Source organism: Pseudomonas sp. GL_117, assembly GCF_057835125.1.
The window spans coordinates 4,916,827-4,941,873 of record NZ_CM174418.1 but is presented as its reverse complement, the minus strand read 5'-3'; the positions used below and the strand labels follow the sequence as shown (position 1 = coordinate 4,941,873).

General features: G+C 57.3%; 28 protein-coding genes and 1 tRNA gene. 21 read left to right on the top strand and 8 right to left on the bottom strand.

Translation table 11 applies throughout. From position 1 onward, the window contains the following. Window positions 1–51 precede the first annotated feature (51 nt). Entirely contained in the window at window positions 52–1,353 is a 1,302-nt protein-coding gene (locus AC3ISR_RS22525; protein WP_463984101.1) for an OprD family porin, read from the bottom strand. A gap of 733 nt (window positions 1,354–2,086) precedes the next feature. Between AC3ISR_RS22525 and AC3ISR_RS22520 the strand changes: the two genes are divergently transcribed. Together AC3ISR_RS22520 and AC3ISR_RS22515 are read left to right on the top strand one after the other, a co-directional pair. Further along, complete coding sequence (locus AC3ISR_RS22520) at window positions 2,087–2,512, top strand: HIT domain-containing protein (RefSeq protein ID WP_463984100.1); 426 nt, start codon at window positions 2,087–2,089, stop codon at window positions 2,510–2,512. 3 nt (window positions 2,513–2,515) lie between these two features. Then, window positions 2,516–2,722: a SlyX family protein gene (locus AC3ISR_RS22515; RefSeq protein WP_010208093.1), complete on the top strand. Its 207-nt coding sequence runs from the start codon at window positions 2,516–2,518 to the stop codon at window positions 2,720–2,722. Window positions 2,723–2,794: 72 nt separating this feature from the next. Here AC3ISR_RS22515 and AC3ISR_RS22510 read toward each other — a convergent pair whose 3' ends face one another. Then, window positions 2,795–3,397 carry a cold-shock protein gene (locus tag AC3ISR_RS22510; RefSeq protein WP_191956007.1) on the bottom strand — a complete coding sequence of 201 codons (603 nt, stop codon included), beginning with the start codon at window positions 3,395–3,397 and terminating at the stop codon, window positions 2,795–2,797. 428 nt (window positions 3,398–3,825) lie between these two features. Here AC3ISR_RS22510 and AC3ISR_RS22505 point away from each other — a divergent pair, with 428 nt between their 5' ends. From AC3ISR_RS22505 to AC3ISR_RS22420, 18 genes are all read left to right on the top strand, one after another. Continuing rightward, window positions 3,826–4,299: a Dps family protein gene (locus tag AC3ISR_RS22505; RefSeq protein ID WP_122720393.1), complete on the top strand. Its 474-nt coding sequence runs from the start codon at window positions 3,826–3,828 to the stop codon at window positions 4,297–4,299. A gap of 181 nt (window positions 4,300–4,480) precedes the next feature. Beyond that, window positions 4,481–4,822: a ribbon-helix-helix domain-containing protein gene (locus AC3ISR_RS22500; protein ID WP_192299430.1), complete on the top strand. Its 342-nt coding sequence runs from the start codon at window positions 4,481–4,483 to the stop codon at window positions 4,820–4,822. 171 nt (window positions 4,823–4,993) lie between these two features. Then, window positions 4,994–5,215 carry an FmdB family zinc ribbon protein gene (locus tag AC3ISR_RS22495; RefSeq protein WP_010208103.1) on the top strand — a complete coding sequence of 74 codons (222 nt, stop codon included), beginning with the start codon at window positions 4,994–4,996 and terminating at the stop codon, window positions 5,213–5,215. Between the two features lie 107 nt (window positions 5,216–5,322). Continuing rightward, entirely contained in the window at window positions 5,323–7,098 is a 1,776-nt protein-coding gene (gene aspS / locus AC3ISR_RS22490) for an aspartate--tRNA ligase (protein ID WP_192299429.1), read from the top strand. Window positions 7,099–7,234: 136 nt separating this feature from the next. Then, a complete protein-coding gene (locus tag AC3ISR_RS22485; RefSeq protein WP_192299428.1) occupies window positions 7,235–7,981 on the top strand; it encodes a YebC/PmpR family DNA-binding transcriptional regulator in 747 nt (248 codons plus the stop codon). A 157-nt stretch (window positions 7,982–8,138) separates the two neighbouring features. Beyond that, window positions 8,139–8,663 carry a crossover junction endodeoxyribonuclease RuvC gene (gene ruvC, locus AC3ISR_RS22480; RefSeq protein WP_065908840.1) on the top strand — a complete coding sequence of 175 codons (525 nt, stop codon included), beginning with the start codon at window positions 8,139–8,141 and terminating at the stop codon, window positions 8,661–8,663. Window positions 8,664–8,731: 68 nt separating this feature from the next. Further along, on the top strand, window positions 8,732–9,343 hold the full coding sequence (gene ruvA, locus AC3ISR_RS22475) for a Holliday junction branch migration protein RuvA (protein ID WP_003193868.1): 612 nt from the start codon (window positions 8,732–8,734) through the stop codon (window positions 9,341–9,343). Continuing rightward, entirely contained in the window at window positions 9,344–10,402 is a 1,059-nt protein-coding gene (ruvB, locus tag AC3ISR_RS22470) for a Holliday junction branch migration DNA helicase RuvB (RefSeq protein ID WP_015885611.1), read from the top strand. It begins immediately after the preceding gene. A gap of 138 nt (window positions 10,403–10,540) precedes the next feature. Then, on the top strand, window positions 10,541–10,996 hold the full coding sequence (gene ybgC / locus AC3ISR_RS22465; protein ID WP_015885610.1) for a tol-pal system-associated acyl-CoA thioesterase: 456 nt from the start codon (window positions 10,541–10,543) through the stop codon (window positions 10,994–10,996). Between the two features lies 1 nt (window position 10,997). Then, a complete protein-coding gene (tolQ, locus tag AC3ISR_RS22460; protein ID WP_032890916.1) occupies window positions 10,998–11,693 on the top strand; it encodes a protein TolQ in 696 nt (231 codons plus the stop codon). A 23-nt stretch (window positions 11,694–11,716) separates the two neighbouring features. Next, window positions 11,717–12,169 (top strand): protein TolR, encoded by a 453-nt coding sequence (tolR, locus tag AC3ISR_RS22455; protein ID WP_161549410.1) that lies wholly within the window; start codon window positions 11,717–11,719, stop codon window positions 12,167–12,169. After that, window positions 12,169–13,242, top strand: coding sequence for a cell envelope integrity protein TolA (gene tolA / locus AC3ISR_RS22450; RefSeq protein ID WP_159959465.1), 1,074 nt, complete (start codon window positions 12,169–12,171; stop codon window positions 13,240–13,242). The genes tolR and tolA overlap by 1 nt, the downstream gene beginning before the upstream one ends. Before the next feature lie 17 nt (window positions 13,243–13,259). Continuing rightward, window positions 13,260–14,540 carry a Tol-Pal system beta propeller repeat protein TolB gene (tolB, locus tag AC3ISR_RS22445; RefSeq protein ID WP_192299426.1) on the top strand — a complete coding sequence of 427 codons (1,281 nt, stop codon included), beginning with the start codon at window positions 13,260–13,262 and terminating at the stop codon, window positions 14,538–14,540. A 52-nt stretch (window positions 14,541–14,592) separates the two neighbouring features. Next, window positions 14,593–15,093 (top strand): peptidoglycan-associated lipoprotein Pal, encoded by a 501-nt coding sequence (gene pal, locus AC3ISR_RS22440; RefSeq protein ID WP_003209827.1) that lies wholly within the window; start codon window positions 14,593–14,595, stop codon window positions 15,091–15,093. A gap of 6 nt (window positions 15,094–15,099) precedes the next feature. Next, the gene (ybgF, locus tag AC3ISR_RS22435) at window positions 15,100–15,933 is read left to right on the top strand and encodes a tol-pal system protein YbgF (RefSeq protein ID WP_192299425.1); all 834 of its coding nucleotides are present in this window, start codon (window positions 15,100–15,102) and stop codon (window positions 15,931–15,933) included. A gap of 164 nt (window positions 15,934–16,097) precedes the next feature. Then, window positions 16,098–16,745 (top strand): 7-carboxy-7-deazaguanine synthase QueE, encoded by a 648-nt coding sequence (queE, locus tag AC3ISR_RS22430; RefSeq protein ID WP_159955528.1) that lies wholly within the window; start codon window positions 16,098–16,100, stop codon window positions 16,743–16,745. Between the two features lies 1 nt (window position 16,746). Beyond that, a complete protein-coding gene (gene queC / locus AC3ISR_RS22425) occupies window positions 16,747–17,436 on the top strand; it encodes a 7-cyano-7-deazaguanine synthase QueC (RefSeq protein WP_192299424.1) in 690 nt (229 codons plus the stop codon). A gap of 63 nt (window positions 17,437–17,499) precedes the next feature. Beyond that, a tRNA-Lys gene (locus tag AC3ISR_RS22420) sits at window positions 17,500–17,575 on the top strand. A gap of 477 nt (window positions 17,576–18,052) precedes the next feature. Here the strand turns inward: AC3ISR_RS22420 and AC3ISR_RS22415 are convergent. From AC3ISR_RS22415 to AC3ISR_RS22400, 4 genes are all read right to left on the bottom strand, one after another. Beyond that, window positions 18,053–19,411 (bottom strand): site-specific integrase, encoded by a 1,359-nt coding sequence (locus AC3ISR_RS22415; RefSeq protein ID WP_489324489.1) that lies wholly within the window; start codon window positions 19,409–19,411, stop codon window positions 18,053–18,055. Continuing rightward, window positions 19,408–21,246: a MobH family relaxase gene (gene mobH, locus AC3ISR_RS22410; protein WP_489324488.1), complete on the bottom strand. Its 1,839-nt coding sequence runs from the start codon at window positions 21,244–21,246 to the stop codon at window positions 19,408–19,410. Before mobH ends, AC3ISR_RS22415 begins: the two co-directional genes overlap by 4 nt. Before the next feature lie 377 nt (window positions 21,247–21,623). After that, a complete protein-coding gene (locus tag AC3ISR_RS22405) occupies window positions 21,624–21,980 on the bottom strand; it encodes a type II toxin-antitoxin system RelE/ParE family toxin (protein WP_489324487.1) in 357 nt (118 codons plus the stop codon). Window positions 21,981–21,982: 2 nt separating this feature from the next. After that, on the bottom strand, window positions 21,983–22,273 hold the full coding sequence (locus tag AC3ISR_RS22400) for a type II toxin-antitoxin system ParD family antitoxin (RefSeq protein ID WP_489324486.1): 291 nt from the start codon (window positions 22,271–22,273) through the stop codon (window positions 21,983–21,985). A gap of 120 nt (window positions 22,274–22,393) precedes the next feature. Here AC3ISR_RS22400 and AC3ISR_RS22395 point away from each other — a divergent pair, with 120 nt between their 5' ends. Continuing rightward, window positions 22,394–22,735 carry a hypothetical protein gene (locus AC3ISR_RS22395; RefSeq protein ID WP_489324485.1) on the top strand — a complete coding sequence of 114 codons (342 nt, stop codon included), beginning with the start codon at window positions 22,394–22,396 and terminating at the stop codon, window positions 22,733–22,735. 417 nt (window positions 22,736–23,152) lie between these two features. Here AC3ISR_RS22395 and AC3ISR_RS22390 read toward each other — a convergent pair whose 3' ends face one another. Next, on the bottom strand, window positions 23,153–24,691 hold the full coding sequence (locus tag AC3ISR_RS22390) for a conjugal transfer protein TraG N-terminal domain-containing protein (RefSeq protein ID WP_489324484.1): 1,539 nt from the start codon (window positions 24,689–24,691) through the stop codon (window positions 23,153–23,155). Then, window positions 24,691–25,038 (bottom strand): hypothetical protein, encoded by a 348-nt coding sequence (locus AC3ISR_RS22385; protein WP_489324483.1) that lies wholly within the window; start codon window positions 25,036–25,038, stop codon window positions 24,691–24,693. Before AC3ISR_RS22385 ends, AC3ISR_RS22390 begins: the two co-directional genes overlap by 1 nt. Window positions 25,039–25,047: the final 9 nt, after the last annotated feature.

Here is a 25,047-nt window from a genome sequence, read left to right as displayed (position 1 = left end):
CTTTTTGTTTAAGGCCGAAGCCTTAAGTCATCGTTGTAATCGAACAGTAAATTACAAGATGTTCAGCGGGTATTGCGCGATCAGGCGCAGTTCGTCGATCGAAGGCGAACCGTAGTAAACGCCATCGCTCGAGCGGTAGGTTGCTTGACGCAGACGCAGGCTCAGATCCTTGGCCGGACCGCCTTGGATTACGTACTTGGCTTCGATGTCGCGTTCCCACTCTTTACCGTTGCTAGTGGTGCCAGTGTTGGCGCCGCTACCGGTAACGTAACGAGTCATGAAGCTCAGGCCAGGAACGCCGAAGGTTGCCATGTTGATGTCATAACGAGCCTGGTAGGACTTCTCGCCTTCGGCGTTGAAGTCGGAACGGGCGATGGAGTTGGCCAGGAAGATCGTGCCGCCACCGTCTACGCCGTAGCCGTAGTCGCCGTCACCGGTAACTTTCTGGGCTGCCAGGGTGAACGTGTGGGCGCCGATGGTGTAAGCACCCTGCAGGCTGAATGCGCGGTTATCGAGCTTGGTGGTGTTGTCTTTTTCCGCGCGTTGCAGGCCTGCGCCTTCGCTCTTGGTGTCGTAGATGTTGAAGTCTACCGCTACGGATTGGTCAGCGCTCAATGCGTGGGTCCAGTTCACGTTGGCGTAGAGTTTCTTCCAGTAATCTTCCACTTTCGAGTAGTAGAGGCTGGTGGTGAACTCTGGGGTCCAGGAGTAAACGCCGCCGACGAAGTTGGCATCACGCAGGCCAGTACCGGTAATCGGTTCATAGCTGCCGATACTGTCCTTGTAGGTCTGTGCCTGGGCAACGATCGAGGTGAAGTGACCGGCTTCGAGCTTCAGGCCTTTGATCTCGTTGCTGGTGATCGAAATGCCCTGAGGCAATTCTGGGAGCAAACGGCTGTCGTCAGATGCAAATACAGGAGCAGTGGTGTACTGGTCGCCGACTTTCAAGACGGTATCGGAGATACGGAACTTGATAGCGCCGCCGCCTTTGGAGTAGTCATCCTGCGAGCGACCGTCGGAGCCTTGAGGGAACAGGCCGGTGCCGGCGCGACCCTTGCCGCTGTCGAGCTTGACGCCCAGAAGACCGATTACATCAACACCGACACCGATGGTGCCTTGGGTGAAGCCGGATTGGTACAGGCCGTTGAAGCCCAGGCCGGTTTCTTCTTGGCGGCTTTGCGCAGTCGACGGGTTATTGCGTCGGTCACGGCTGAAATACAGCGCGCGAGTGTTGACGCTGAAAGTACTGTCTTCAACAAAGCCTTTGGCGTCGTCCTGGGAAGAGGCCATTGCGAACTGCGAGGTGCCTGCTGAAACAGCCAGGGCGATCATGCTCCACTTCATCACGCGCATCGTGATTTGCTCCTTTGGTTTTTAGGAAGAGTACTGCCGTCCCACCTGTATTTTTGTCTGGGCGGCTCTTTCTTTTTGTGTCGGCGCAAAGTTATATCACGCTGACAATACTTGGCGATACTTGCCTATCTTTCCTTTCAGCTTCTTTACGAGGCTGTCGCAAATTGCTAGATCCATGTCGCAAATTCACAGTCCTGAATGTAGCGGGACTGACAACTTCAATGCTGTTTCCAAGCTTTTTAAAAGTTTGGATTCTTCCTGGTTATACATTGAAACGCTGCTGTTCTTATCGCGTAACACCTGCTTCCAGGCGGGTGTCGTTGTCGACGATGTGAGGTTGAATGCAACAAGCGTGCACAAACCGGTAACCGAATGTCATTTTTTCGTGAAAGCCGTTATCTCAATGTAAAAACCGCATAAGCACGGGGTTTTTACGCCGTTTGGTTTGGGCTTGACGCCGGGCCATTACACCTGAACGGGGCCGCGCAAAACTTGCTCCAGAGCAAAACGTTACCGGTTCACCCCGCGAGTGGGTAATCGGCGGATCGCTTTGAGGCACAGGTGGGTCATTTTGGTGCGTCCCGCTGAGGCCCGACTTAGCGTAGTTGAAATATCCGCCTGCATCGAAAAGGTGCAGTTGTTTTTCTCGGGTTGCATCGCCTCTTCTGCATGGCGGGCCATTCGAAGGTATGCTGGGCGCCTGAAACTGACCTGCCAATACGGAGTGCCCGCGGTGTTCGCCTTAGACCAACGCCTGCAACAAGATACGCTGACCCTCGGGGATTTCCCCTTGTGCCGCCTGCTGCTGTCCAATGATTCGAATTACCCGTGGTTCATTCTTGTGCCGCGTATCAACGATATCAGTGAAGTGTTTCAACTGGGTGTCGCCGATCAGCAGACGCTGTGGCAAGAGACCACAGCCCTGGCACAACTTCTCAATGAAGGCCTGGCGGCGGACAAGATGAATATCGGCGCCCTTGGTAACGTGGTCAGTCAGTTGCACGTGCATGTGATCGTGCGCAAGCGCGATGACGCTGCCTGGCCTGCGCCGGTGTGGGGCAAACACCCCGCCGTGCCATACACCGCGGAGCAGGTTGCGGCCATTCGCGCCAGGTTGCGCACGCTGTTGCCGGCCGACTTCATCTTTACCCAGGGCTGAACCATGGATCTGCAAGACCGCGTCAACGACCTGGAAAGCCGCCTGGCGTTTCAGGACGATACTATCGAAACCCTCAATGACATCCTTGTCACCCAGCAACGGGCGGTCGAGCGTTTGCAATTGCAGATGACGGCACTGCTCAAGCGCCAGGAAGAAATGGGCGGCCAGTTCGAGACCTCCGAAGAAGAAGCGCCGCCGCCTCATTACTAAACAGGCGCGCAATAAAAAACCGCGATCCAGTCTGCACTGGATCGCGGTTTTTTTTTGCTGCGAAGGCGTGGATCAGCGACGCGGCAGGGCCGCAATCACGTCTTCGGCTTGCAGGCCTTTGTCGCGGTTCATCACGGAGAACTCCACGCGCTGGCCTTCCACCAGGACACGATGGCCTTCGCCGCGAATGGCCCGGAAGTGGACGAAGATGTCGTCGCCCGAATCACGAGAAATAAAGCCGAAGCCCTTGGACGTGTTGAACCACTTGACCGTCCCGGTATCGCGGTTGGTCATGTCGTAGTTTTGCGAAGCGGCTGCAGGCGACGAACGGTAGAAACTGATTGCCAGGTGCAGAACGATGGCAACCACGGCAATTACCAGGCTGAGCAGGATGGCCGGGTGGCCACCGACTTCAGGCATGGGTGCCAGGAGGGTGAGGGTTTGTACGACAACGGTCAGTACCAGCAGGGCGCTGACCAGGTTTTGCAGTTGATGACGTGTGCCTTTGTTCCAGTAAGGGATCACCGGTGCCAGCGTCAGGTTAAGAAGGCCGAACAAGGCCAGGTACAGAGCGTCATATTGTTGCAGGTAGGGCAGGCTTTCAGGCTGCAGGCTCGGGATAAAGGACAGCAGCAAAGCTGCAACGCCCGTTAGCAGGTGGACGATTTTCAACATTTTGATTAACTCACGTTAAGACGGATCACAAGGAAGAGCTGACTGGCACGGTTCGCTTCTGAACAATGGGAGGCGTTGAGCACGTGCGCGGGTATCAGCCTATGTAACGTGCCGCAAACATTAACGGCAGCCACACGCCGCCTATTTAACAGCAAAGGCTGTGCCTACTCAAATCAAGCATTTGCGGGTGTTGCAGGAGGCGCGGCGTTTATGCGGCAAACGCTTGTCCTAGACAGGTTTGGGTGTTTTGAGGGGTATTTCAAGAGTCTGCCTGCGCGCTGTAGCGCTTGCCCCACGCCGCCTGGCGAGCGGCAGAGGGGCGATTTGCCGCAGGTCACCGGGGTGTGTCGGGCTGCACAACACCGGGTCTCTTGCTAGAGTGGTCCTGCACCTGATCAATGAACGCTCGTCAATTGAAGGGAAAAAACATGGCAATCGATATTGGTATCAGTGAAGCAGACCGTAAATCCATCGTCGATGGGCTTTCGCGTCTGCTGTCCGATACCTACGTACTGTATCTGAAGACCCACAACTTCCACTGGAACGTCACGGGCCCCATGTTTCGTACGCTGCACTTGATGTTTGAGGAGCAGTACAACGAACTGGCGCTGGCGGTGGATTCCATTGCCGAACGTATCCGTGCCCTGGGTTTCCCGGCGCCGGGTGCCTATTCGATCTATGCTCGCCTGTCTTCCATCAAGGAGGAGGAAGGCGTGCCCAGCGCTGAAGAGATGATCAAGCAGCTGGTGGCGGGCCAGGAGGCGGTCACTCGTACCGCGCGTGGCATTTTTCCATTGCTCGACAAGGTCAGCGATGAGCCGACTGCCGACCTGCTGACCCAGCGCATGCAGGTCCACGAGAAGACCGCGTGGATGTTGCGTTCCCTGCTCGAAAACCAGTAGATACCTGCTTCGAGCGGCGCCACCCTGGCGCCGCTCGCTTGTTTCCCTGCGCTTCCTGGCGTTGTCCTACGACTATCAACTCCGCGTCTTCTGGCCGCTCTGCTCGTCCTGCTGTTTTATAGGCCCACTGTCCAACGGGAGTACCCCGTGGGCTGTTGTTTGGCAATGGAGTGTCAGGTGTATGTCACGCGGAGTGGGTAATGGAGTGATGGAGGCCTGTGGTTTCCATAAGATAAAGGTCGATCCCTTTGCAAAGGGATTCGACATGGGGCTGTCCAAGCCCTTGTCCCGATCGGTCAGGCTCAATGGGTTTTCCACGTGCCTGCGGCTTGAGCAGATCTATTGGAATATCCTCACGGAAATTGCCAGGATCAATGCCTGTTCGGTCAGTGCGTTGCTGTCGTATGTCGATCGGGAAGTGCATTTGCGTTACGGGGGGGTGAAGAACTTCAGTGGTCTGGTCCGTGTGGTGTGTGTGGTTCACGCATTGAAGGGCCATGTTGTGCCGCCGAACCCCGAGTAGCACGGCGGCCCCGAGGACGACCCGCTGCCCTGGCGGGCCGTGCTTAGGGCAGAAAGCCGGCTGCGCTGCCTTGATTTACCATATATAATCCCGCGCTTTGCTGCGCAGGCCGGGGCTGTTCTCCAAGGGCCAGGCGTGGCGCAGTAATGATCTGATCGCCGAGACATCGCCATGCCCATGTACGACTATCAATGTGCTTCCTGTGGTCATCAGTTGGAAGCCATTCAGAAGATCAGCGCAGCACCGCTGGTCGATTGCCCAGCCTGCCAGGCGCCGGAACTCAAGAAGATGTTGTCCATGCCGGGCTTCCGCCTGAGTGGCAGCGGCTGGTACGAGACCGATTTCAAGACCGGCTCGAAGAAGAATCTGGCGGGCGGCGACAAAGCAGACTGAGTTGAACTCTACGCGCAGGCTCCTGCATTATCCGTCCCCTGCTTTAATGTACGGTGACGAGGCAGGCCTCCACCGAATTTCGAATTACGAGAAGTGAAACCACTACCATGATGCGCAGCCACTATTGCGGCCAACTGAACGAGACCCTGGATGGTCAGGAAATCACCCTTTGCGGATGGGTTCACCGTCGCCGCGACCACGGCGGGGTGATCTTCCTCGATATCCGTGATCGTGATGGTCTGGCCCAGGTGGTGTTCGACCCGGACCGCGCCGAAAGCTTCGCCGCCGCCGACCGCGTGCGCAGCGAATACGTCGTGAAGATCACCGGCAAGGTTCGCCTGCGTCCGGCCGGTGCCGTGAACGCGAACATGGCCTCCGGTGCGATTGAAGTGCTGGGCTATGAACTGGAAGTGCTGAACGAGTCGGAAACCCCGCCGTTCCCACTCAACGAATACTCCGACGTGGGCGAAGAAACCCGCCTGCGCTACCGCTTCCTGGACCTGCGTCGTCCGGAAATGGCCGAGAAGCTGCGCCTGCGTTCGCGCATGACCACCAGCATCCGCCGTTTCCTCGACGAGAACGGCTTCCTGGACGTGGAAACGCCGATCCTGACCCGGGCCACCCCGGAAGGCGCGCGCGACTACCTGGTGCCGAGCCGTACCCATGCCGGTTCGTTCTTCGCCCTGCCGCAATCGCCACAGCTGTTCAAGCAACTGCTGATGGTCGCTGGCTTCGACCGTTACTACCAGATCGCCAAGTGCTTCCGCGACGAAGACCTGCGCGCCGACCGCCAGCCCGAATTCACCCAGATCGACATCGAGACCAGCTTCCTCGATGAAAACGAGATCATGGGCCTGACCGAAAAAATGATCCGCAACCTGTTCAAGGAAGTGCTGGATCTGGAATTCGGCGATTTCCCGCACATGACCTTCGAAGAAGCCATGCGCCGCTACGGTTCCGACAAGCCAGACCTGCGCAACCCGCTGGAACTGGTAGACGTGGCCGACCAGCTGAAGGAAGTCGACTTCAAGGTGTTCAGCGGCCCGGCCAATGACCCTAAATGCCGTATCGCCGCCCTGCGCGTACCTGGCGGCGCAAGCATGCCGCGCAAGCAGATCGACGACTACACCAAGTTTGTCGGCATCTACGGTGCCAAGGGCCTGGCTTACATCAAGGTCAACGAGCGTGCTAACGGTGTTGACGGTCTGCAATCGCCGATCGTGAAAAACATCCCGTTGGACAACCTGAACGCGATCCTCGATCGCGTTGGTGCAGTCGATGGCGACATCGTGTTCTTCGGCGCCGACAAGGCCAAGATCGTCAGCGAAGCCCTGGGCGCGCTGCGGATCAAGCTGGGTCACGACCTGAACCTGCTGACTTGCGAGTGGGCCCCGATGTGGGTCGTTGACTTCCCGATGTTCGAAGAGAACGACGACGGCAGCTTCAGCGCCTTGCACCACCCGTTCACCGCGCCGAAGTGCTCGCCGGCCGAGCTGGAAGCCAACCCGGCTGGCGCGCTGTCCCGCGCCTACGACATGGTTCTGAACGGTACTGAGCTGGGTGGCGGTTCGATCCGTATCCACCGCAAGGAAATGCAGCAAGCGGTGTTCCGCCTGTTGGGCATCAACGAAGCGGAACAGGAAGAGAAGTTCGGCTTCCTGCTCGACGCCCTGAAATACGGTGCGCCGCCCCACGGTGGCCTGGCGTTCGGCCTGGACCGTCTGGTGATGCTGATGACCGGCGCCCAGTCGATCCGTGAAGTGATCGCCTTCCCGAAAACCCAGAGCGCTGCGGACGTCATGACCCAGGCTCCGGGTGTGGTGGATGCCAAGGCACTGCGCGAACTGCACATCCGCCTGCGTGAGACACCGAAGGCTGAGTAAGGCTGCGGCGTGAAAGCGCATTGAGTTCTACGCAGTCTAAAAAAGGCGCATCTTCGGATGCGCCTTTGCGTTACAAGGGTTGCATCCTGCCTGGGGCAGGGTTGACAAGGTTTCTACAGAATTTCGGAGTTGTGTTATGGCTGGCCATTCCAAGTGGGCGAACATCAAGCACCGCAAAGAGCGTCAGGATGCCAAGAAAGGCAAGATCTTCACCAAGTGGATTCGCGAGCTGACTGTCGCCGCCCGCCAGGGCGGTGGTGACCCGGGCTCCAACCCGCGCCTGCGCCTCGCGCTGGACAAGGCCCTCGGCGCCAACATGAGCCGCGACATCATCGACCGCGCCGTGGCCCGTGGTGCCGGCGCTGCCGATACCGACGACATGGTCGAGCTGACCTACGAAGGCTACGGCCCGGGCGGTGTGGCGGTGATGGTCGAGTGCATGACCGACAACCGCAACCGCACTGCGGCGGCCGTGCGCCATGCGTTCAGCAAGTGCGGCGGCAACCTGGGCACCGATGGTTCAGTGGCTTACCTGTTCGAGCGTAAAGGGCAGATCACGTTCGCGCCGGGTACGGATGAAGACGCGCTGATGGAAGCGGCGATGGAAGCGGATGCGGACGACGTGGTCACCAACGACGATGGTTCCATCGACGTGTTCACCTCGTTTGCCAGTTTCTACTCCGTGCGTAACGCCCTGGAAACCGCCGGTTTCAAAGGTACCGACGCGGAAATCGTGATGCTGCCGACCACCAGCGCCGAACTGGACCTGGATGGCGCACAGAAAGTGCTGAAGCTGCTGGATATGCTCGAAGACCTGGATGATGTGCAGAACGTCTATTCCAACGCCGACATCCCGGAGGATGTGGCTGCACAGCTAGTCTGAGGTATGACGTCGATCAAAATGTGGGAGCGGGCTTGCCCGCGAATGCGGTGTACCAGTCGCTGAAAATGTTGACTGATCCACCGTCTTCGCGGGCAAGCCCGCTCCCACATTGGATCTCCTTAGTATCAAAAATTGTTTTACCCAAACCGCAGGCGTTATGACTTTAATCCTAGGTATCGACCCCGGTTCGCGCATCACCGGTTTTGGCGTGGTGCAACAGACCCCGCGTGGCTGCATCTATGTCGCCTCGGGCTGTATCCGCACCGGGGCGGGCGAGCTGGCCGAGCGCCTGCAGATTGTTTATCGCGGCGTGCGTGAAGTGATCCAGACCTATGGTCCGGTGACCATGGGCATCGAAAAGGTGTTCATGGCCAAAAACGCCGATTCGGCACTGAAGCTCGGCCAGGCCCGTGGTGCTGCCATCGTCGCGGGTGCCGAAGAGGGCATGGAGATCGCCGAATACACCGCGACCCAGGTCAAGCAGGCCGTGGTCGGCACCGGCGCGGCGAACAAGGAACAAGTGCAGATGATGGTCATGCACATGCTCAAGCTCACCGCAAAGCCACAAATCGACGCCTCCGACGCACTGGCCATCGCCATTTGCCACGCGCACACCCGTTCCAGCCTATTGCCTCACGGCCTGGGTACTGCACGCAGTCGTGGCGGGCGGCTGCGTCTCTGATAGCATCAGCGCAATCGTTTTTCCCGGTCAGGCCTTTTATCTGACCTCAAGCTTTAAGGATTTGAACCGTGATTGGACGCTTGCGCGGCACCCTGGCTGAAAAACAGCCGCCGCACCTGATTCTGGATGTAAACGGGTTGGGGTATGAGCTGGAAGTGCCCATGACCACCCTGTATCGCCTGCCGTCGGTCGGCGAGCCGATTACGCTGCACACCCACTTGGTGGTGCGCGAAGATGCGCAATTGCTCTATGGTTTCATTGGCAAGCGCGACCGTGATTTCTTCCGCGAGCTGATTCGCCTCAATGGTGTCGGGCCGAAGCTGGCGCTGGCGTTGATGTCGAGCCTGGAAGTGGATGAGCTGGTGCGCGCCGTCTCGGCCCAGGACACGTCGGCGCTGACCAAGGTGCCGGGGGTTGGCAAGAAGACCGCCGAGCGCTTGCTGGTCGAACTCAAGGACCGCTTCAAGGCCTGGGAAGTCGTACCGAGCATGTTCGCCCTGGTGCCGAACCAGCCGGATATGCCGGCGGCCCAGGTCGCCAGCGCCGAGAGCGACGCTGTCAACGCGCTGATTTCCCTGGGCTACAAGCCCCAGGAAGCCAGCAAGGCCGTGTCGGCCATCAAGGACAAGAACCTGAGTGCCGAAGATATGATCCGCCGCGCCCTGAAGGGAATGATTTAAGTGATTGAAGCTGATCGTCTGATTGCGGCCACCGGTCCGCGTGACCGTGAAGAAGTCCAGGACCGCGCCATCCGCCCGTTGAGCCTGGCCGACTACATTGGCCAGCCCACCGTGCGCGAGCAGATGGAGCTGTTTATCCAGGCGGCGCGCGGGCGCAGTGAGTCCTTGGACCACACGCTGATCTTCGGCCCGCCGGGCTTGGGTAAAACCACGCTGGCCAACATCATTGCCCAGGAAATGGGCGTGTCGATCAAGTCCACGTCCGGCCCCGTGCTGGAGCGTCCGGGTGATCTGGCGGCGTTGTTGACCAATCTTGAGCCCCACGACGTGCTGTTTATCGACGAGATTCATCGTCTGTCACCCATCGTCGAGGAAGTGCTGTACCCGGCGATGGAGGATTTCCAGCTCGACATCATGATCGGCGAAGGCCCGGCGGCCCGCTCGATCAAGCTCGACCTGCCACCCTTCACCCTGGTCGGCGCCACCACTCGCGCGGGCATGCTGACCAACCCGTTGCGAGACCGTTTCGGCATTGTTCAACGTCTAGAGTTCTATAGCACCGCAGACCTGGCGACCATCGTCAGCCGTTCGGCGGGCATTCTCGGTTTGCCCCTGGACCCGGAAGGTGCGTTTGAAATCGCCCGTCGTGCCCGCGGTACGCCACGAATCGCCAACCGTCTGCTGCGTCGCGTGCGTGACTTCGCCGAAGTGCGGGCCAAGGGGCATATCACCAAGGCCGTCGCCGACCTGGCCTTGAACCTGCTGGATGTGGACGAGCACGGCTTCGATCACCAGGACCGACGTCTACTCTTGACCATGATCGAGAAGTTCGACGGCGGCCCGGTGGGCGTTGACAGCCTGGCGGCTGCCATCAGTGAAGAGCGTCATACCATCGAGGATGTGTTGGAGCCTTACCTGATCCAGCAGGGCTATATCATGCGCACGCCGCGGGGGCGCGTGGTGACGCGCCACGCCTATCTGCACTTCGGGCTAAACATTCCGTCACGATTGGGTGAGATGCCCGTGGTAGACGAATTCCTTGATGCAGTGGACGATTAAAAAGGTCACGCCAGTCGATTTATCTGAGGTTTGTGCTGTCCTAGTGGCTGGTGTCGTCATTCAGTCGTTAGAAATGTTTCATAGAATGAAAAAACAGTTGCCCAGCCAATTGGCAACCTGAGGAGTAAGCACTAGAGTATGCGCGCGCAAAACGGGGATCAGTCGTTCGCACATCGCTGTCGCGTTTATTACGAGGACACCGATGCGGGCGGCATCGTGTATTACGTCAACTATCTCAAGTTCATGGAGCGGGCTCGCACCGAGCGGCTGCGGGAGCTGGGCTTTGCCCAATCCCAGCTGGCAGGGGAGGACCTGTTGTTTGTCGTGCATTCCAGCGAGGCGCGCTATCACGCGCCGGCGCGGCTCGACGACGAACTGCTGGTCAGCGCTGAAGTAATCGAATTGAACCGTGTCAGCCTGCGCTTCAAACAGCAGGTCAGGCGGGCAACGGATGCAACGCTGCTCTGTGAGGGGCAGTTCCTGGTGGCCTGTGTGCGCACCAATAGTTTGAAACCCCGGGCCATTCCCGAAGCTCTACGTGCGGCCTTTGCCGACGTAAGCGGCGCGGGTAAACAATCAAAGCAGGAGATTTAGCGTGGAACCTACCGTCGTCGACCATTCCTCCATGTGGAGCCTGGTCAGCAATGCCAGTGTCGTGGTTCAACTGGTGATGCTGATCCTGGTAGCCGCATCGGTTACCTCTTGGGTCATGATTTTTCAGCGCAGCAACCTGCTGCGTGCCGGTCGACGTGCCCTGGAGAGCTTTGAAGAGCGCTTCTGGTCGGGTATCGACCTGTCCAAGCTGTATCGCCAGGCGGGCAGCAACCCGGACCCGGATTCGGGCGTCGAGCAGATCTTCCGCGCTGGCTTCAAGGAATTCTCCCGTCTGCGCCAGCAGCCAGGCGTCGACCCGGAAGCGGTGATGGAAGGCGTGGCCCGTGCCATGCGCGTCGCCATCTCCCGCGAAGAAGAGAAGCTGGAGCAGAGCCTGCCGTTCCTCGCCACCGTGGGTTCCGTGAGCCCGTACATCGGTCTGTTCGGTACCGTGTGGGGCATCATGAACTCCTTCCGTGGCCTGGCCCAGGCTCAGCAAGCGACCCTGGCCACCGTGGCCCCGGGTATCGCCGAAGCCTTGATCGCCACTGCGATCGGCCTGTTCGCTGCGATCCCGGCAGTCATCGCCTACAACCGTTTTGCCGCCCGCGGCGAAAACCTGATTGGCCGTTACTACACCTTCGCCGATGAATTCCAGGCGATCCTGCACCGTAAAGTGCACACCAGCGAAGAATAAGCAGGTACCTCCCGATGGCTTTAATCACTCGAGCTCGAACCAAGCGCAAGCCGGTCGCCGAGATGAACGTAGTGCCTTACATCGACGTGATGCTGGTGCTGCTGGTGATCTTCATGGTGACCGCGCCGATGCTCAACCAGGGTGTGAAGGTTGACCTGCCCAAGGTTTCCAGCGAAGCCTTGCCCCAGGACAACAACACCCAGGTGCTGACCATTTCGATCAAGTCCGACAAGACCTATTACTGGAACCTTGGCAGCGAAGTCGACACTCAGAAGCAACAGGACAAGGCCATGACCTTGCCGGCGATGACCGATGCGGTGACCAAGATCATTCGCGCCGGCAACGAAGGCGGCAAGCACACCCAGGTGTTTATCCGGGGTGACAAGGCAGTCGACTACGGATCCGTCATGGGTGCCATGGGCGGGCTGCAGAAGGCCGGCGTCGGTAACGTTGGCTTGATTACCGAGGCGCCCTGATGCAGCAACAGCGAGAGCCGTCCGCCTCGGAAAGCTACTTCTGGCCTAGCGTCTGGGCAATTGCCCTGCACGTCCTGGTGTTTGGCATGCTGTTCGTAAGCTTTGCCATGACCCCGGACTTGCCGCCAGCCAAGCCGATCGTGCAGGCGACCCTGTATCAGCTGAAATCGAAAAGCCAGGCCACCACCCAGACCAATCAGAAGATTGCAGGTGAGGCCCAGAAGTCGGCTGCGCGCCAGACTGAAGTCGAACAGATGGAACAGAAGAAGGTCGAGCAGGAAGCGGTGAAGGCTGCTGCGGAACAAAAGAAAGAAGAGGCGGCTCAAAAGGCCGAGGAATCGAAAAAGGCTGACGAAGCGAAGAAGGCCGACGAGGCGAAAAAGGCTGATGAAGCCAAAAAAGCCGAGAAAGCTGCCGAAGCTAAAAAAGCCGAAGAGAAACAATTGGCTGATATAGCCAAGAAGAAATCTGAAGAAGAAGCCAAGAAAGCTGCCGAAGAAGAGGCCAAGAAAAAGGCCGCTGAAGAAGCCAAGAAGAAAATAGTCGAAGACGCGAAGAAGAAAGCCGCCGAAGACGCCAAGAAAAAAGCTGAAGCAGACGAGGCGAAGAAAAAAGTCGCCGACGACGCGAAGAAGAAAGCTGCCGCCGATGCCTCCAAGAAAAAGGCCCAGGAAGCAGCACGTAAATCCGCCGAAGAGAAAAAGGCCCAGGCCCTGGCAGATTTGCTTTCCGACACGCCGCAGCGTCAGCAAGCCTTGGCCGATGAACGTGGTGACGAAGTCGCGGGCAGTTTCGACGACCTGATTCGGGCACGGGCAGCGGAAGGCTGGACACGTCCACCTTCGGCACGCAAAGGCATGACAGTAGTGCTGCAGATCGGCATGTTGCCGGACGGTACGGTGACTTCGGTCAGCGTGGCCAAGTCCAGTGGCGATGGTTCGTTCGACAGTTCGGCGGTTGCAGCGGTCAAGAACATTGGCCGGTTGACCGAGATGCAGGGAATGAAACCAAGCGACTTCGCTCCCTATCGTTCATTCAAGATGACATTCACACCTGAGGATCTAGCCTTGTGAGAAACCTTCTTCGAGGAATGCTTGTCGTTATTTGCTGTATGGCAGGGATAGCGGCGGCGGATGAAAAGAACATCCTGGTCACCAGCGGTAGCGATCGGGCCACCCCGATTGCGGTAGTACCGTTCGGCTGGCAGGGCGGCAGCGTGCTGCCGGACGACATGGCCCAGATCGTCAGCGACGACCTGCGCAACTCCGGCTACTACGCGCCGATTCCGAAAGGCAACATGATCAGCCAGCCGAACCAGGCCAGCGAAGTCGTGTTCCGTGACTGGAAAGCCGTGGGCGCGCAGTACCTGATGGTCGGTAATATCACGCCGGCCGGCGGTCGCCTGCAAATCACCTACACCTTGTTCAACGTGGCCACCGAGCAGCAGGTCCTGACCGGCAGCGTGTCGGGCACAGCCGAGCAAATCCGCGACATGGCCCACTACATCTCGGACCAGTCGTTTGAAAAGCTCACCGGCATCAAAGGTGCTTTCTCGACGCGTCTGCTTTATGTAACGGCTGAGCGTTTCTCGGTAGACAACACCCGCTACACCTTGCAGCGTTCGGACTACGACGGTGCTCGTGCAGTGACCTTGCTGCAATCGCGTGAGCCCATCCTGTCGCCGCGTTTTGCGCCGGACGGCAAGCGTATTGCCTACGTGTCCTTTGAACAGAAGCGCCCGCGTATCTTCGTCCAGCACATCGATACTGGCCGTCGTGAGCAGATCACCAACTTCGAAGGCCTCAACGGTGCGCCAGCCTGGTCGCCGGATGGTTCGCGCCTGGCGTTCGTGCTGTCCAAGGACGGCAACCCGGACATCTACGTGATGAACATGGCTTCGCGTGCGATTACTCGCGTGACCAGCGGCCCGGGTATCAACACCGAACCGTTCTGGGGTAAGGATGGCTCGACCATCTTCTTCACCTCCGACCGTGGCGGCAAACCACAAATCTACAAGGCGAGTGTTGGTGGCGGTGGCGCGGAACGCGTGACTTTTATCGGCAACTACAACGCCAACCCTAAACTTTCGGCTGATGAAAAGACGTTGGTGATGATTCACCGTCAGGATGGTTTCACTAATTTCCGGGTTGCGGCCCAGGATTTGCAGCGCGGAACCGTAAAAATCCTCACAGATACCAACCTTGATGAGTCAGCCACTGTTGCGCCCAACGGCACCATGGTAATCTACGCCACCCGCCAGCAGGGCCGGGGAGTCTTGATGCTCGTGTCCATTAATGGACGCGTAAGGCTCCCACTTCCTACCGCTCAAGGCGAAGTCAGAGAACCATCCTGGTCCCCTTACCTGAACTGACGCGGCGCTACAAGATTTGCTTAACACACTGGGGTTCATTAGGAGTTTCACGATGGAAATGCTGAAGTTTGGTAAGTTTGCTGCTCTGGCTCTGGCTCTGTCCGTAGCCGTTGGTTGCTCGTCTAAAGGCGGCGACAATGCCGGTGAAGGCGCAGCTGTTGATCCAAACGCTGGTTACGGCGCTAACACTGGTGCAGTTGACGGCTCCCTGAGCGAAGAAGCTGCTCTGCGCGCTATCACCACTTTCTACTTCGAATACGACAGTTCGGACCTGAAACCAGAAGCCATGCGCGCTCTGGACGTTCACGCGAAGGACCTGAAAGCTAACGGCGCTCGCGTTGTTCTGGAAGGTAACACCGACGAACGTGGTACTCGTGAGTACAACATGGCACTGGGCGAGCGTCGTGCGAAAGCCGTTCAGCGCTACCTGGTACTGCAAGGTGTTGCTCCAGGCCAACTGGAACTGGTTTCCTACGGTAAAGAGCGTCCAGTTGCTACTGGCCACGACGAGCAGTCCTGGGCTCAAAACCGTCGCGTCGAACTGCGTAAGTAATTCGTCATGCGAACGTGCCGTCGTGCTCTGACTGTATTGGCTCTCAGCCTCGCACCGCTTGCGGTGTGGGCTGCGGTTCCTGTGGAAGATAGCAACTCTGGCTATAACAATAGCGGGAGCAGTTATCCGCCAGCAGGTTATGGCACGAACGGCGCCTATGCGGGGGGAGCGGCTACGTCCGCTCCCTCGGCACAGGGCGAACTGTTCAACCAGCTGCAACGCATGCAGGATCAATTGGCGCAGCAACAAGGCACCATTGAAATTCTGCAGAACGAAGTGCGCCAGCTGAAGCAAGAAGGCCTGGAACGTTACCAGGATCTTGATCGACGCATTGGAGCCGGTGTTACACCTGCCGCAACTCCTGATAATTCTTCCGCCGGTGGTGCACCTAGTGCTGCCATCGGTGGTGCAGCAGCGGGGGCGGCTGCCAGCCAAGCCCCTGCCGCGAGCAGCGAACCGGGTGATCCGGCGAAGGAAAAGCTGTATTACGATGCGGCGTTCGACCTGATCAAAGCCAAGGATTTCGATAAGGCCAGCCAGGCATTCAGCGCTTTCCTGCGCAAATACCCAAACAGCCAGTACGCGGGCAACGCCCAATACTGGTTGGGCGAGGTCAACCTGGCCAAGGGTGACTTGCAGGGCGCAGGCCAGGCATTTGCCAAGGTCAGCCAGCTCTATCCCAAGCATGCCAAGGTGCCGGATTCGCTGTACAAACTCGCTGACGTAGAACGCCGCCTGGGTCATACCGACAAGGTCAAAGGCATTCTGCAGCAAGTGGTTGCCCAGTATCCGGGGACTTCCGCTGCCCAGTTGGCCCAACGGGATCTGCAACGCTTGTAGGCAAAGCAGCCCGTTCAGAAGAAACCCGCGCCTGGCGCGGGTTTTTTCGTTAGAATCCACGCCCTTTTATGAAACACGCTTCTTGGGGTCTACGCGTTGGCGGGGTCTCATGAAGTGCCTGACGGAGGCGGACAGCCTGTTTAGCTGTTACGCCCGTGGCGACTATGCAAGACACATTACGTATCACCGAAGTTTTTTACTCTTTGCAGGGTGAAACGCGCACCGCTGGCCTGCCCACAGTATTTGTGCGCCTGACCGGTTGCCCGTTGCGCTGCCAATACTGCGACAGCGCCTACGCTTTCAGTGGTGGCACCGTGCGTACCCTCGACGACATCCTCGAACAGGTTGCCGGTTACCGGCCGCGCTACGTCTGCGTGACGGGCGGCGAGCCGTTGGCGCAACCCAATGCCATCCCTTTGCTCAAGCAGCTGTGCGATGCCGGTTACGAGGTGTCCCTGGAAACCAGCGGCGCCCTGGATATTTCCGCGGTCGACCCGCGGGTAAGCCGGGTAGTCGACCTCAAGACCCCGGACTCCAAGGAATCGCACCGCAACCGCTACGAGAACATCGACTTGCTGACGGCCAACGATCAGGTCAAGTTCGTTATCTGTTCCCGTGATGATTACGATTGGGCGAACTCCAAGCTGATCCAGTATGGCCTGGACCGTCGCGCGGGCGAGGTGCTGTTCTCTCCAAGCCACCACGACCTGAACGCACGCGACCTCGCCGATTGGGTGGTGGCGGACAATCTACCGGTGCGCCTGCAATTGCAGTTGCACAAATACCTTTGGAACGACGAGCCAGGACGCTGACATGACTGAGCACACCAACGATCAAAAACGCGCCGTGATTCTCCTGTCCGGCGGCCTCGACTCCGCTACCGTGGTCGCGATGGCGCAGGCGCAAGGCTACAGCTGCTACACCATGAGCTTCGACTACGGCCAGCGTCATCGCGCCGAACTGAACGCTGCCGCCCGCGTCGCCCGCGACATGGGCGTGGTCGAGCACAAGGTGATCGGCTTGAACCTCAATGGCATCGGCGGCTCGGCGCTCACTGACAGCAGCATCGACGTACCGGAAACACCCGGCGAAGGCATCCCGGTCACTTACGTACCGGCCCGCAACACCGTCTTCCTGTCCCTGGCCCTGGGCTGGGCTGAAGTGCTCAACGCCCGCGACATCTTTATCGGCGTCAACGCGGTGGACTACTCCGGTTACCCGGACTGCCGCCCAGAGTTCGTCGAATCGTTTGAACGCATGGCCAACCTGGCGACCAAAGCCGGTGTAGAAGGGCAGGGCTTCCGCATCCTGGCGCCGCTGCAAAACCTCAGCAAAGCCGATATCGTCAAGGCTGGCGTAGGACTTGGCGTCGATTATTCGCTGACAGTTTCCTGCTACCAGGCAGACGATGACGGCCGTGCTTGTGGGAAATGCGACAGCTGCCGACTGCGTGCAGAAGGCTTCCAAGCGGCCGGAATTACTGACCCAACGCGTTATTTCTGATTTTTTTAAAATAAGGTGTTGAATAATCCTTAGAAATCAGTATTATACGCGCCACAACACAGCGGGTCGTTAGCTCAGTTGGTAGAGCAGTTGGCTTTTAACCAATTGGTCGTAGGTTCGAATCCCACACGACCCACCATTTTTGGCGGTTTAGAAAATCCGGAAGGCCCACGCAAGTGAGGATTTCCGGGTTTTTTTTTGCCCGCGATTTAGGTCGGTGGACGGAGCTGAAGGCGCGCAACGCGCTCGATATCTTCGTAGACATGCAGCCGTCTGACGCGAAATCTAGTGTTGGCGTTTTGTGATGTCAATATGAGGTGGGCAGTAAAATCGGCGTTTTCGGTAATTTGCGGCGGGTCTGTCAGATGAAGGCTCGAAGCTAGTTAGGAAAAATCCTGAGCGCTTGTAGGCTTCTAGCGGTTCTCACCTTCCTACACGCAAAACGCGGGACTTGTTCAAGTCGTCATGTGGTTTTGCGGGGCTCAGTGGCCTTGCAACAGCCAGCAGGAAGTTAGAAGCAGAAAAACCGGCTTTCGCCGGCTTCTCTTCCACTGACCGGATGCTCAAACGGCACCGGTCAAGAGGGCTAGTTGTTGAGCTGAAACTGTTGGATGCTTCAGCCCCAGTTGTGGCTCTTCGCACCGCCCAAGCCGAGCATCAATGTAAGCATCATTGAGTGCTCCGCGCTCTCCTCGATAGCCGATGTTGGCAACTCTAGATCCTCCCACCATGTGCCTGGCCCATCCCAGGACAATTCGTGACTGAGCCCCGTACTCGCCGGCAGCATGGCCTGGTCCAGCGAATACCTCTCGGACTCCAGGCTCTGCACTTGGGTCAACAGCTTGTATGTCGCGAGCTCCTCCGGCGGAGGTATCGGAATTGGGGGATCAGCGGTGACGCATGCGACCGGCTGATCCGGGTTGTGTGTGATCAGCAAGGACACCGTCTCAGGCTCTGGCGCCTCAGTCTTCAGCAGCGGTTCTACAGGTATTTGCGTAGGTATTCGGTCGTCTACTCGGCGTTCCACCTTGAGTGACCCTTGGGCCATGCTGCGCTCCTGCATCACCGCTCGCATGTGGCTGTAATCAACCTCGATGTACCCCAAGGTCGTCGAGATATTGGAATGGTTCAACAAGCTCTTGGTCAGGTGAATGTTGCGCTCTGGTTGGCGCATCAGGTCGGTGGCCAGCGTATGCCGGAATCGGTGCGGGGTCATCCGCGTTTCAAGCCGTTTGTGAAGCTTGCGATACATGGCTTCGACCTGATCGGTGTTCATGGTCTTTCGGCGGTAGTGGTGGGAGAACCGATTTACATTGAAGAGCTGATCATCGGCATCGAATCCAATCGCCTTGGCCGCATCCCAAACCGCTCTGAGGTGGGGCTCAAGATCGCCTGTGATAGGTATGGAGTACTCGCGGTGGGTTTTCTCTTTGTCCGCCTCCACGCGTATTAAGCGGCTGTCCCAGTGAACATCCTGGTACCGGAGGTTAAGCAGCGCATTCAGGCGAATACCACTGTGGAAAAATAGCTCGAACACAGCCAGCCAAAACCATGCGGGGGTTATCTTGCTGCGCTTTTGGGTGATGCGCTCTTCAATCACCAACTCCTTCAGCCAATTTCGCGCCCATTTGATGGCTTCGCGCGGCACGGTTTTCTTGGGGCGCCTGGGTGGAATGACCGAAGTCTTTTTGAAAGGGTTGATCGTGGTGTGAGTCAGCGTGCCGTATTCAAGTCCATGGCCCCAGACGGTGCGCATATGATTTGAATAGGTGTTCCAGCTCGTCTTTGCAAGACCATCCTCCAGCACTTTTTTGCGCCATCCCAACACCGAGCGCTGGTCTATCGCCTCAAGCGTAACGCTCTCACCGAAATGCCTTAACAGCGCGCGGGTGGAGGCGAGGTAGATTTTTTCGGTGGCCTCTCGAAGTACTTGTGTAGAAAGGTAGTCCCGGGTCAGTTCCAATGGGGTGTTCATTCAGCCCCCTCTAATGATGAGGGCGGTAGGCTCAAGCTCACATTGTCAAAGGGGACCTCGCTGAAAAGCGTCAGCGGATCGATGAGCAGGTAACCCCGTAACTTTTTGGTGGTGCGTGGCCCGATTACATTGATGGTCCAGATGTTGTGGCTTGATTCAGTTTTTCGATGGAGTTTCAGCTTCTCGAAGCTTCGTTGAACCAGTTCCCAGGCGTTCAGTTTTTGAGCTTTAGCCTGTGTTTCCAAAGCCGGGAACTCCTGCACGAAACGTTTGAACACTCCCGGAGTAACTAACATCGCAGTGCCGGCAACGGTGTGAACCAGTGCCTTGGCATCGTTGATGATAATTTTGCGCGAGGCGATACCGGCTCTCAGCCAATCAACGAAACCCTGGCCCAGATCTGTTTTGTTCACGGGCGGCGTCAGCATGGGGTCGACGGCTTCTTGTACTGCTGATGCGTTTGGTTCGCAGGCATTTGCGTCGGGGATAGGAGGCGTCAGCATTTGTGGGGTGTGTTCTGCTGGCTGCTCGGTATTGGTCAGCAGCGCCAACAAGGCGTCGACCTCCGCCGGGTCATCAGCGGTGGGTGCTGAGCGCGTCAGAGGTGTTTGGGGCGTCGTAGGGACGTCATGGGCTGAGTCCTGCTGCGACGGTAGGGCCGGACTGTGCTGATGATCCTGCGCCTCCTCAGGCGGTGCATCTGACGCAATTTCAACGCTGCCCGCGTAGATCGGTGGCCGCTCACTCGGATTGCCCCAGATTAGCGCCGGTGAGAGCTTGAGCAAGGTGAATGTATTTCTCCACCCGCGACCGTTATCAATCGTGGCCTTCCAGATCGCTTTATCTTTAGCGTTTGTTTGAACGATGCCCTGATCCTGCAGCATGTTGAAGAAAGGTGCATTTGAGCTGGGCACCCCTTCGACGCCTTGGGACAGCAGACATGCCCTCAATTGGTCCGCAATGGGCTTGCTGACCAGCCACAAAGCATCCTGAGTCAGCCATCCATCTGCAGGTCCATCAGGCTGATTCAGCTTCAAGGTGTCACGCACCAAGTGGCGTAGACCTTCCGCCAGTTGTCGCTGTAGGGATTGTTTGGGCGCGGCCAATGCGCGGGATGGATTGCCGCCCAGCTCTTGAGCGACGGATGCCTGGTCGGCTTTGATCACGATCTCACCGAGGATGCCAGCATGTTCATATTGGCCCGCCAGGATAAATATCAGCTGCGACCAGGCCTCGGGAAAGCCACTGAGCCAGTCCAGTATGTTCGGCGTCAGGATTTGCGAATAGGCCAGCGCTGAGGCGGCTCCGTGGAGGTGGTAGTCCCTGTCCTTCAGGTACCGAAAACGGTACGGCCGTTTAATCGGTCCGTGCCACGGATGCCAGGTTTTTCCTCCCTCCAATTCGATGTGCACATCAACTGCGATCTTACCTGCGTCGTGTATCAACGCGCCGTAGGCTGCGGCAGCAGTCCAAGCCTCTGCCTGTGCTGATTGAGATTCCGGCGGTGCGCCTATCGGCAGCAGGTAGGTCTGTCGAATTTTCAGGGCATAGGCGACGATCTCCAGGCCGTGGTCCAGCATTCCACCAAGGTGCGCATGGTGATGATTCTGCGAGGCAGGAAGTAGCTGGACCAACTCTGCGTAGCGCTCCAGCGGTCGTCGGTAGAGTTCGGCAAACTGAGTGCGCGAAAGGGATGCGCGTTGCCAAATGTTCTCCAGTAGTTTTAGTCGACGAGGATGAGCGAGCAGCGCCTGGCTGGTCGCTGGCTCCAAGTAACCTTCTGGAGTATGAGTGTGGGTGGGTGCTGCTTTTCTACGGCGTCTTAGAGAGAACATAATCGGCTCCATGTAAGAAACATGGAGCGGGCTTTTCCTCTTTCTGACTGGGTTGGTTCAACGAAAAAGCATTGCTCGCTGCCCATCGAAATTCAAAGGGTATTTTGCCATCACGTCCATGTGCCGGCGGATTCTGGAGGGCGTGAACAGGCCTGGAAATCAGACGCTTCTCGGTGAAATGTAGTCTGCTTCCTTCATTCCCTGTGTGTCAGGTGTGTGAGCTTTGGGAGAGTAATCGACAGGTCGTGTCGGAGAAGATGTTTACGAAGGGAGGCCTAATCCCTTTGCGAAGCAAGCCCTTTCGGGTAGGGCTTTTACCCTTGTGATCCCTTCCATTGGCTTTTCCAGAACCATTTCCTTTTGGGCCATTTGCTGGGTCATTCTTTGGGGAGGTGAAGTCTGGCTTCCGCAGTCTCGTGCACCAGGCGAACGACCTCGATGGCCTGGTCATCGGCAAGCCGATAAAAAATAACGTGCTGAGGTTTTTGGACAACACCTACCGAGTTAGCTGCGCGCTTGCGGGAGTGGAGCAGATGAAAGCTTCGAAGGCCTGGTGCAATCTCATCGCGGAAACTGCTGCCAATGCGGTAGGGGACTGCGCCGATATCCTCCAGGGCCGTGAGAATCAGATCTTGGTAGCGTTGCCGGCAAGCGATGCCGAACTGTGCCTGGTAACGGCTCAAGATGTTCACGATATCTGATTGAGCAAGGGTGGATACTTGGTACTGCGGCATGCTCAATGACTCTCTGTGATCGGTAGTAAAATCTGCTCGGCAAGGGAGGCCATGAAGCGTTCCAGGTCTTCAGCGCCAACTTGTGTAAGGTCGCCCTCTTCAAGACTCGTGAGGCCGGTTGAAATGGTCTTCCGTAGATCGTCGGCTTTGGCGGACTCTTCAGCTTCGCGCTGTTCCAGCAGACGCAGCCCCTCACGTAGGACTTCGCTTGCGCTTTGATAGCGACCTGAAACAACAAGGTCATTGACGACCTGCTCCAGGTGGGGATTTAGTAATACGCTTCGTGTCGCCATGGGATGCTCTGGTTAAAAAATGTTGCACATTTCCATCGGCAATTATGCCGGTTGTCTTGAGCGAATTTCACTCGCGACGTATACGTGATTTCACTTTGGTCACATGAGCGGAGGGCTCTCATGTCATTACAGTCCTCTCAGGGATTTGCGGGTCGATTGGGTTATGGCCTAGGTCGATGCCTGCGCTTTTTCCTTCGAGATCCAAATCCAACAATCCGTTGGATGAAAAGACTGGTTTTCTTTGCCTCCGCACTATTTCTCTCGATACATTTTTTTCACTGGTTGGCAGGAGCGTTGCTCACTCTCATCAGCATGGTGCTCATTGTGTACGCGATGGCGAAAGGCGATTTTTCTATTCTTGAGGAGTTGGCCAAAGCAGAGGAGAGAGATGCTCCCTATGGGCGTGATGTCTTTGGCGCAAAGCTTGATTCCTGGGGTGGAGTGGAAGGTGAGTATCCATGAAGATGGGACTGTGATTAAACGGAGGGGGCCTCATGTCGTTACCAAATTCACACAGCATCGCTTCCCGGTTGGGCGTTAGCCTTGGTCGTGGGATGCGTTTTCTTCTGACTGACGAAAACAGCATTCTGCGATGGATCAAGAGAACCTTTGTGGTTGCAGCAGCGATTCTTACGATATTTCACATTGGGCACGGGTTTATCAGTGGGCTTTTGACCTTCGCGGTATTAGTGATCCTGACCCTCATGTTGGTCAAAGCCGGAGGGACAACTGATATAGCTGATCAAGGGAAAAATTCTGGGACTCAGCTTTCCAAATCTAAGAGTCTATGGGACTCAAATGGACCCGACAGTCTTTGGCACGGTGAGGATGAGCGCGTGAGGAGGTGATCTAACTCTTATCGAAATTACCTCTCTACTGTCATTTCACGATGTTGTTGCCTGCGCCTTTGATACCCCCTTCTACTGCCTGGCCACCTTTCTCGCCCGCACCTCGAACTGCCAGCGTGCCACTGGACAGCCCTTCGAGCACGTTACCGACCTTGACCCCTGCCCAACCGAGTGCCCCTATCCAGAACACGGGCATGATGATGAACATCGCCCCCATCACAAAATTCAAAATAGCATCCTGAGTCGCTGTGTTCAGTCCCATCACAGGATCGAAGCTGAGGTGGGGAGATCCAGAGCCGTAAAGCGCATCAAGGATTGTGGTGTCCACCCATCGGGCTAGCTGAAACCAGAAGTCCACGAACATCAGAGCAAAGAAAACTACCGTCAAGGTCATTGCGACGTTCAACTGATACGCGCCAATTATCAGTACGAGCGGCAGACAGATTACAAAGGCCATTTTCAAAAACGCCATAACCATCGGTAGCGCCTGACGCACCATGTCCATTGCAGGGAAATATGCCAAGGAGCCTACAGCGACCCCAAGTGTGCCCGTCGCCCGGGCCATGCCATTCCAAACGGTTCCGCCGATCTGCCCGCCATAGTCCGAGTACACATCACCCCTCACCTGATTCGAGGGTGAGACCAACTGACGAACTAGTGACTCGTTGACCTTATCCGGCGACATCCACTTGGCCCATCCCAGAAAACGTGACAGCAGATCCGGGTCGACCTGGCTTTGCAGGCGCTCCTTCAGACCCACGCCCGCATCACTCCACCACTGCTTACACGTTGGATAGCCACCACCACCCGTAACCTGCGGTAAACCAACGTCTCGCACAGGGTTGTACGGCCAAGCCGTGCGGGGCGTTTTTGAGTAATCGGTGTCGTAGTACCCGGCGGAGTTCAGTAGATGGCGCGATCCTATCCAGCTCAAGTCTTCGAGAATGTCTGTCGTGTTTTTATCGGCAACCACTTCAGGGCTGCGCATAAACAAGCGTGAGCGTGACGGGCCGTAGCAATCGTGAGTGAAGTCGGCCACTTCCTGGGCCAGCAACGGATTGTTGATCCGCGTTCGATCAATCTCCATCCGCATCTGTCGCAGGTCCGTGCCACACGGGATGGCTGCTACAGCACCACTGGTCAGTGCTTTAGACATGGAGTGCATAAACGCCCACCACATAGGCATTTCGGCACTCTTGCCCGCGAGCGAACTGAACGTGGTATTCCAGCCGGTTTCGGTCGGCGCGGGCAGGTTGTATTGGCACTGCTGAGACCTGCTTTGATCAAACGCCAGGGTATCGAAGCTCACATTGACGGCTGGTACTCCACAGAACGCCACGACGACGAAGCCTACGTAGATGTGGGTTTCGATCCGTGCTAACGACAGCACACCCTTGTTGCCCTCGTCGGCACCCTCTCCGCGCACTTTCAGCCACTCTCGAATGACGATGATGCAGAAGGGCAGGGCAAACAAGCCGCTGTCCTGGATCATCGCCCAGATGCCGTTGTTGATGATCCATGCGACCAGAGTGAGGTAATACTCCAGGTAATCGTTGGTGTAGAGCGTCATCAAACACCCCCTTGTTGTAGCAGGACTTTGCTCAGCTCTATCAGCCCAAACAGCATCACGATCAATATTTCGATTCTGGCTAAACGACCTCGATTGTTCAGTCGTATGGGCTCGGGAAGGCAGGTCTTGAGTTTGGTCCAGGTCACCATCAGAGCGATGTAGAGCAAGATTCGCCAGGCGAGGAGTTCCCAATAATGGTTACTGCTCCACAGCTGCCACTGTTTGGCATTGGCAAACAGGAAGAGGAAGGCGGCGCTCAGCATCATCAACGTGAGTGACACACCAAGACCCATGAGAAGGCCTCGCCCGACCCGGCGAGCCCGAGCGTGTTTTGTCATATCAGTCATGGCCTGTCT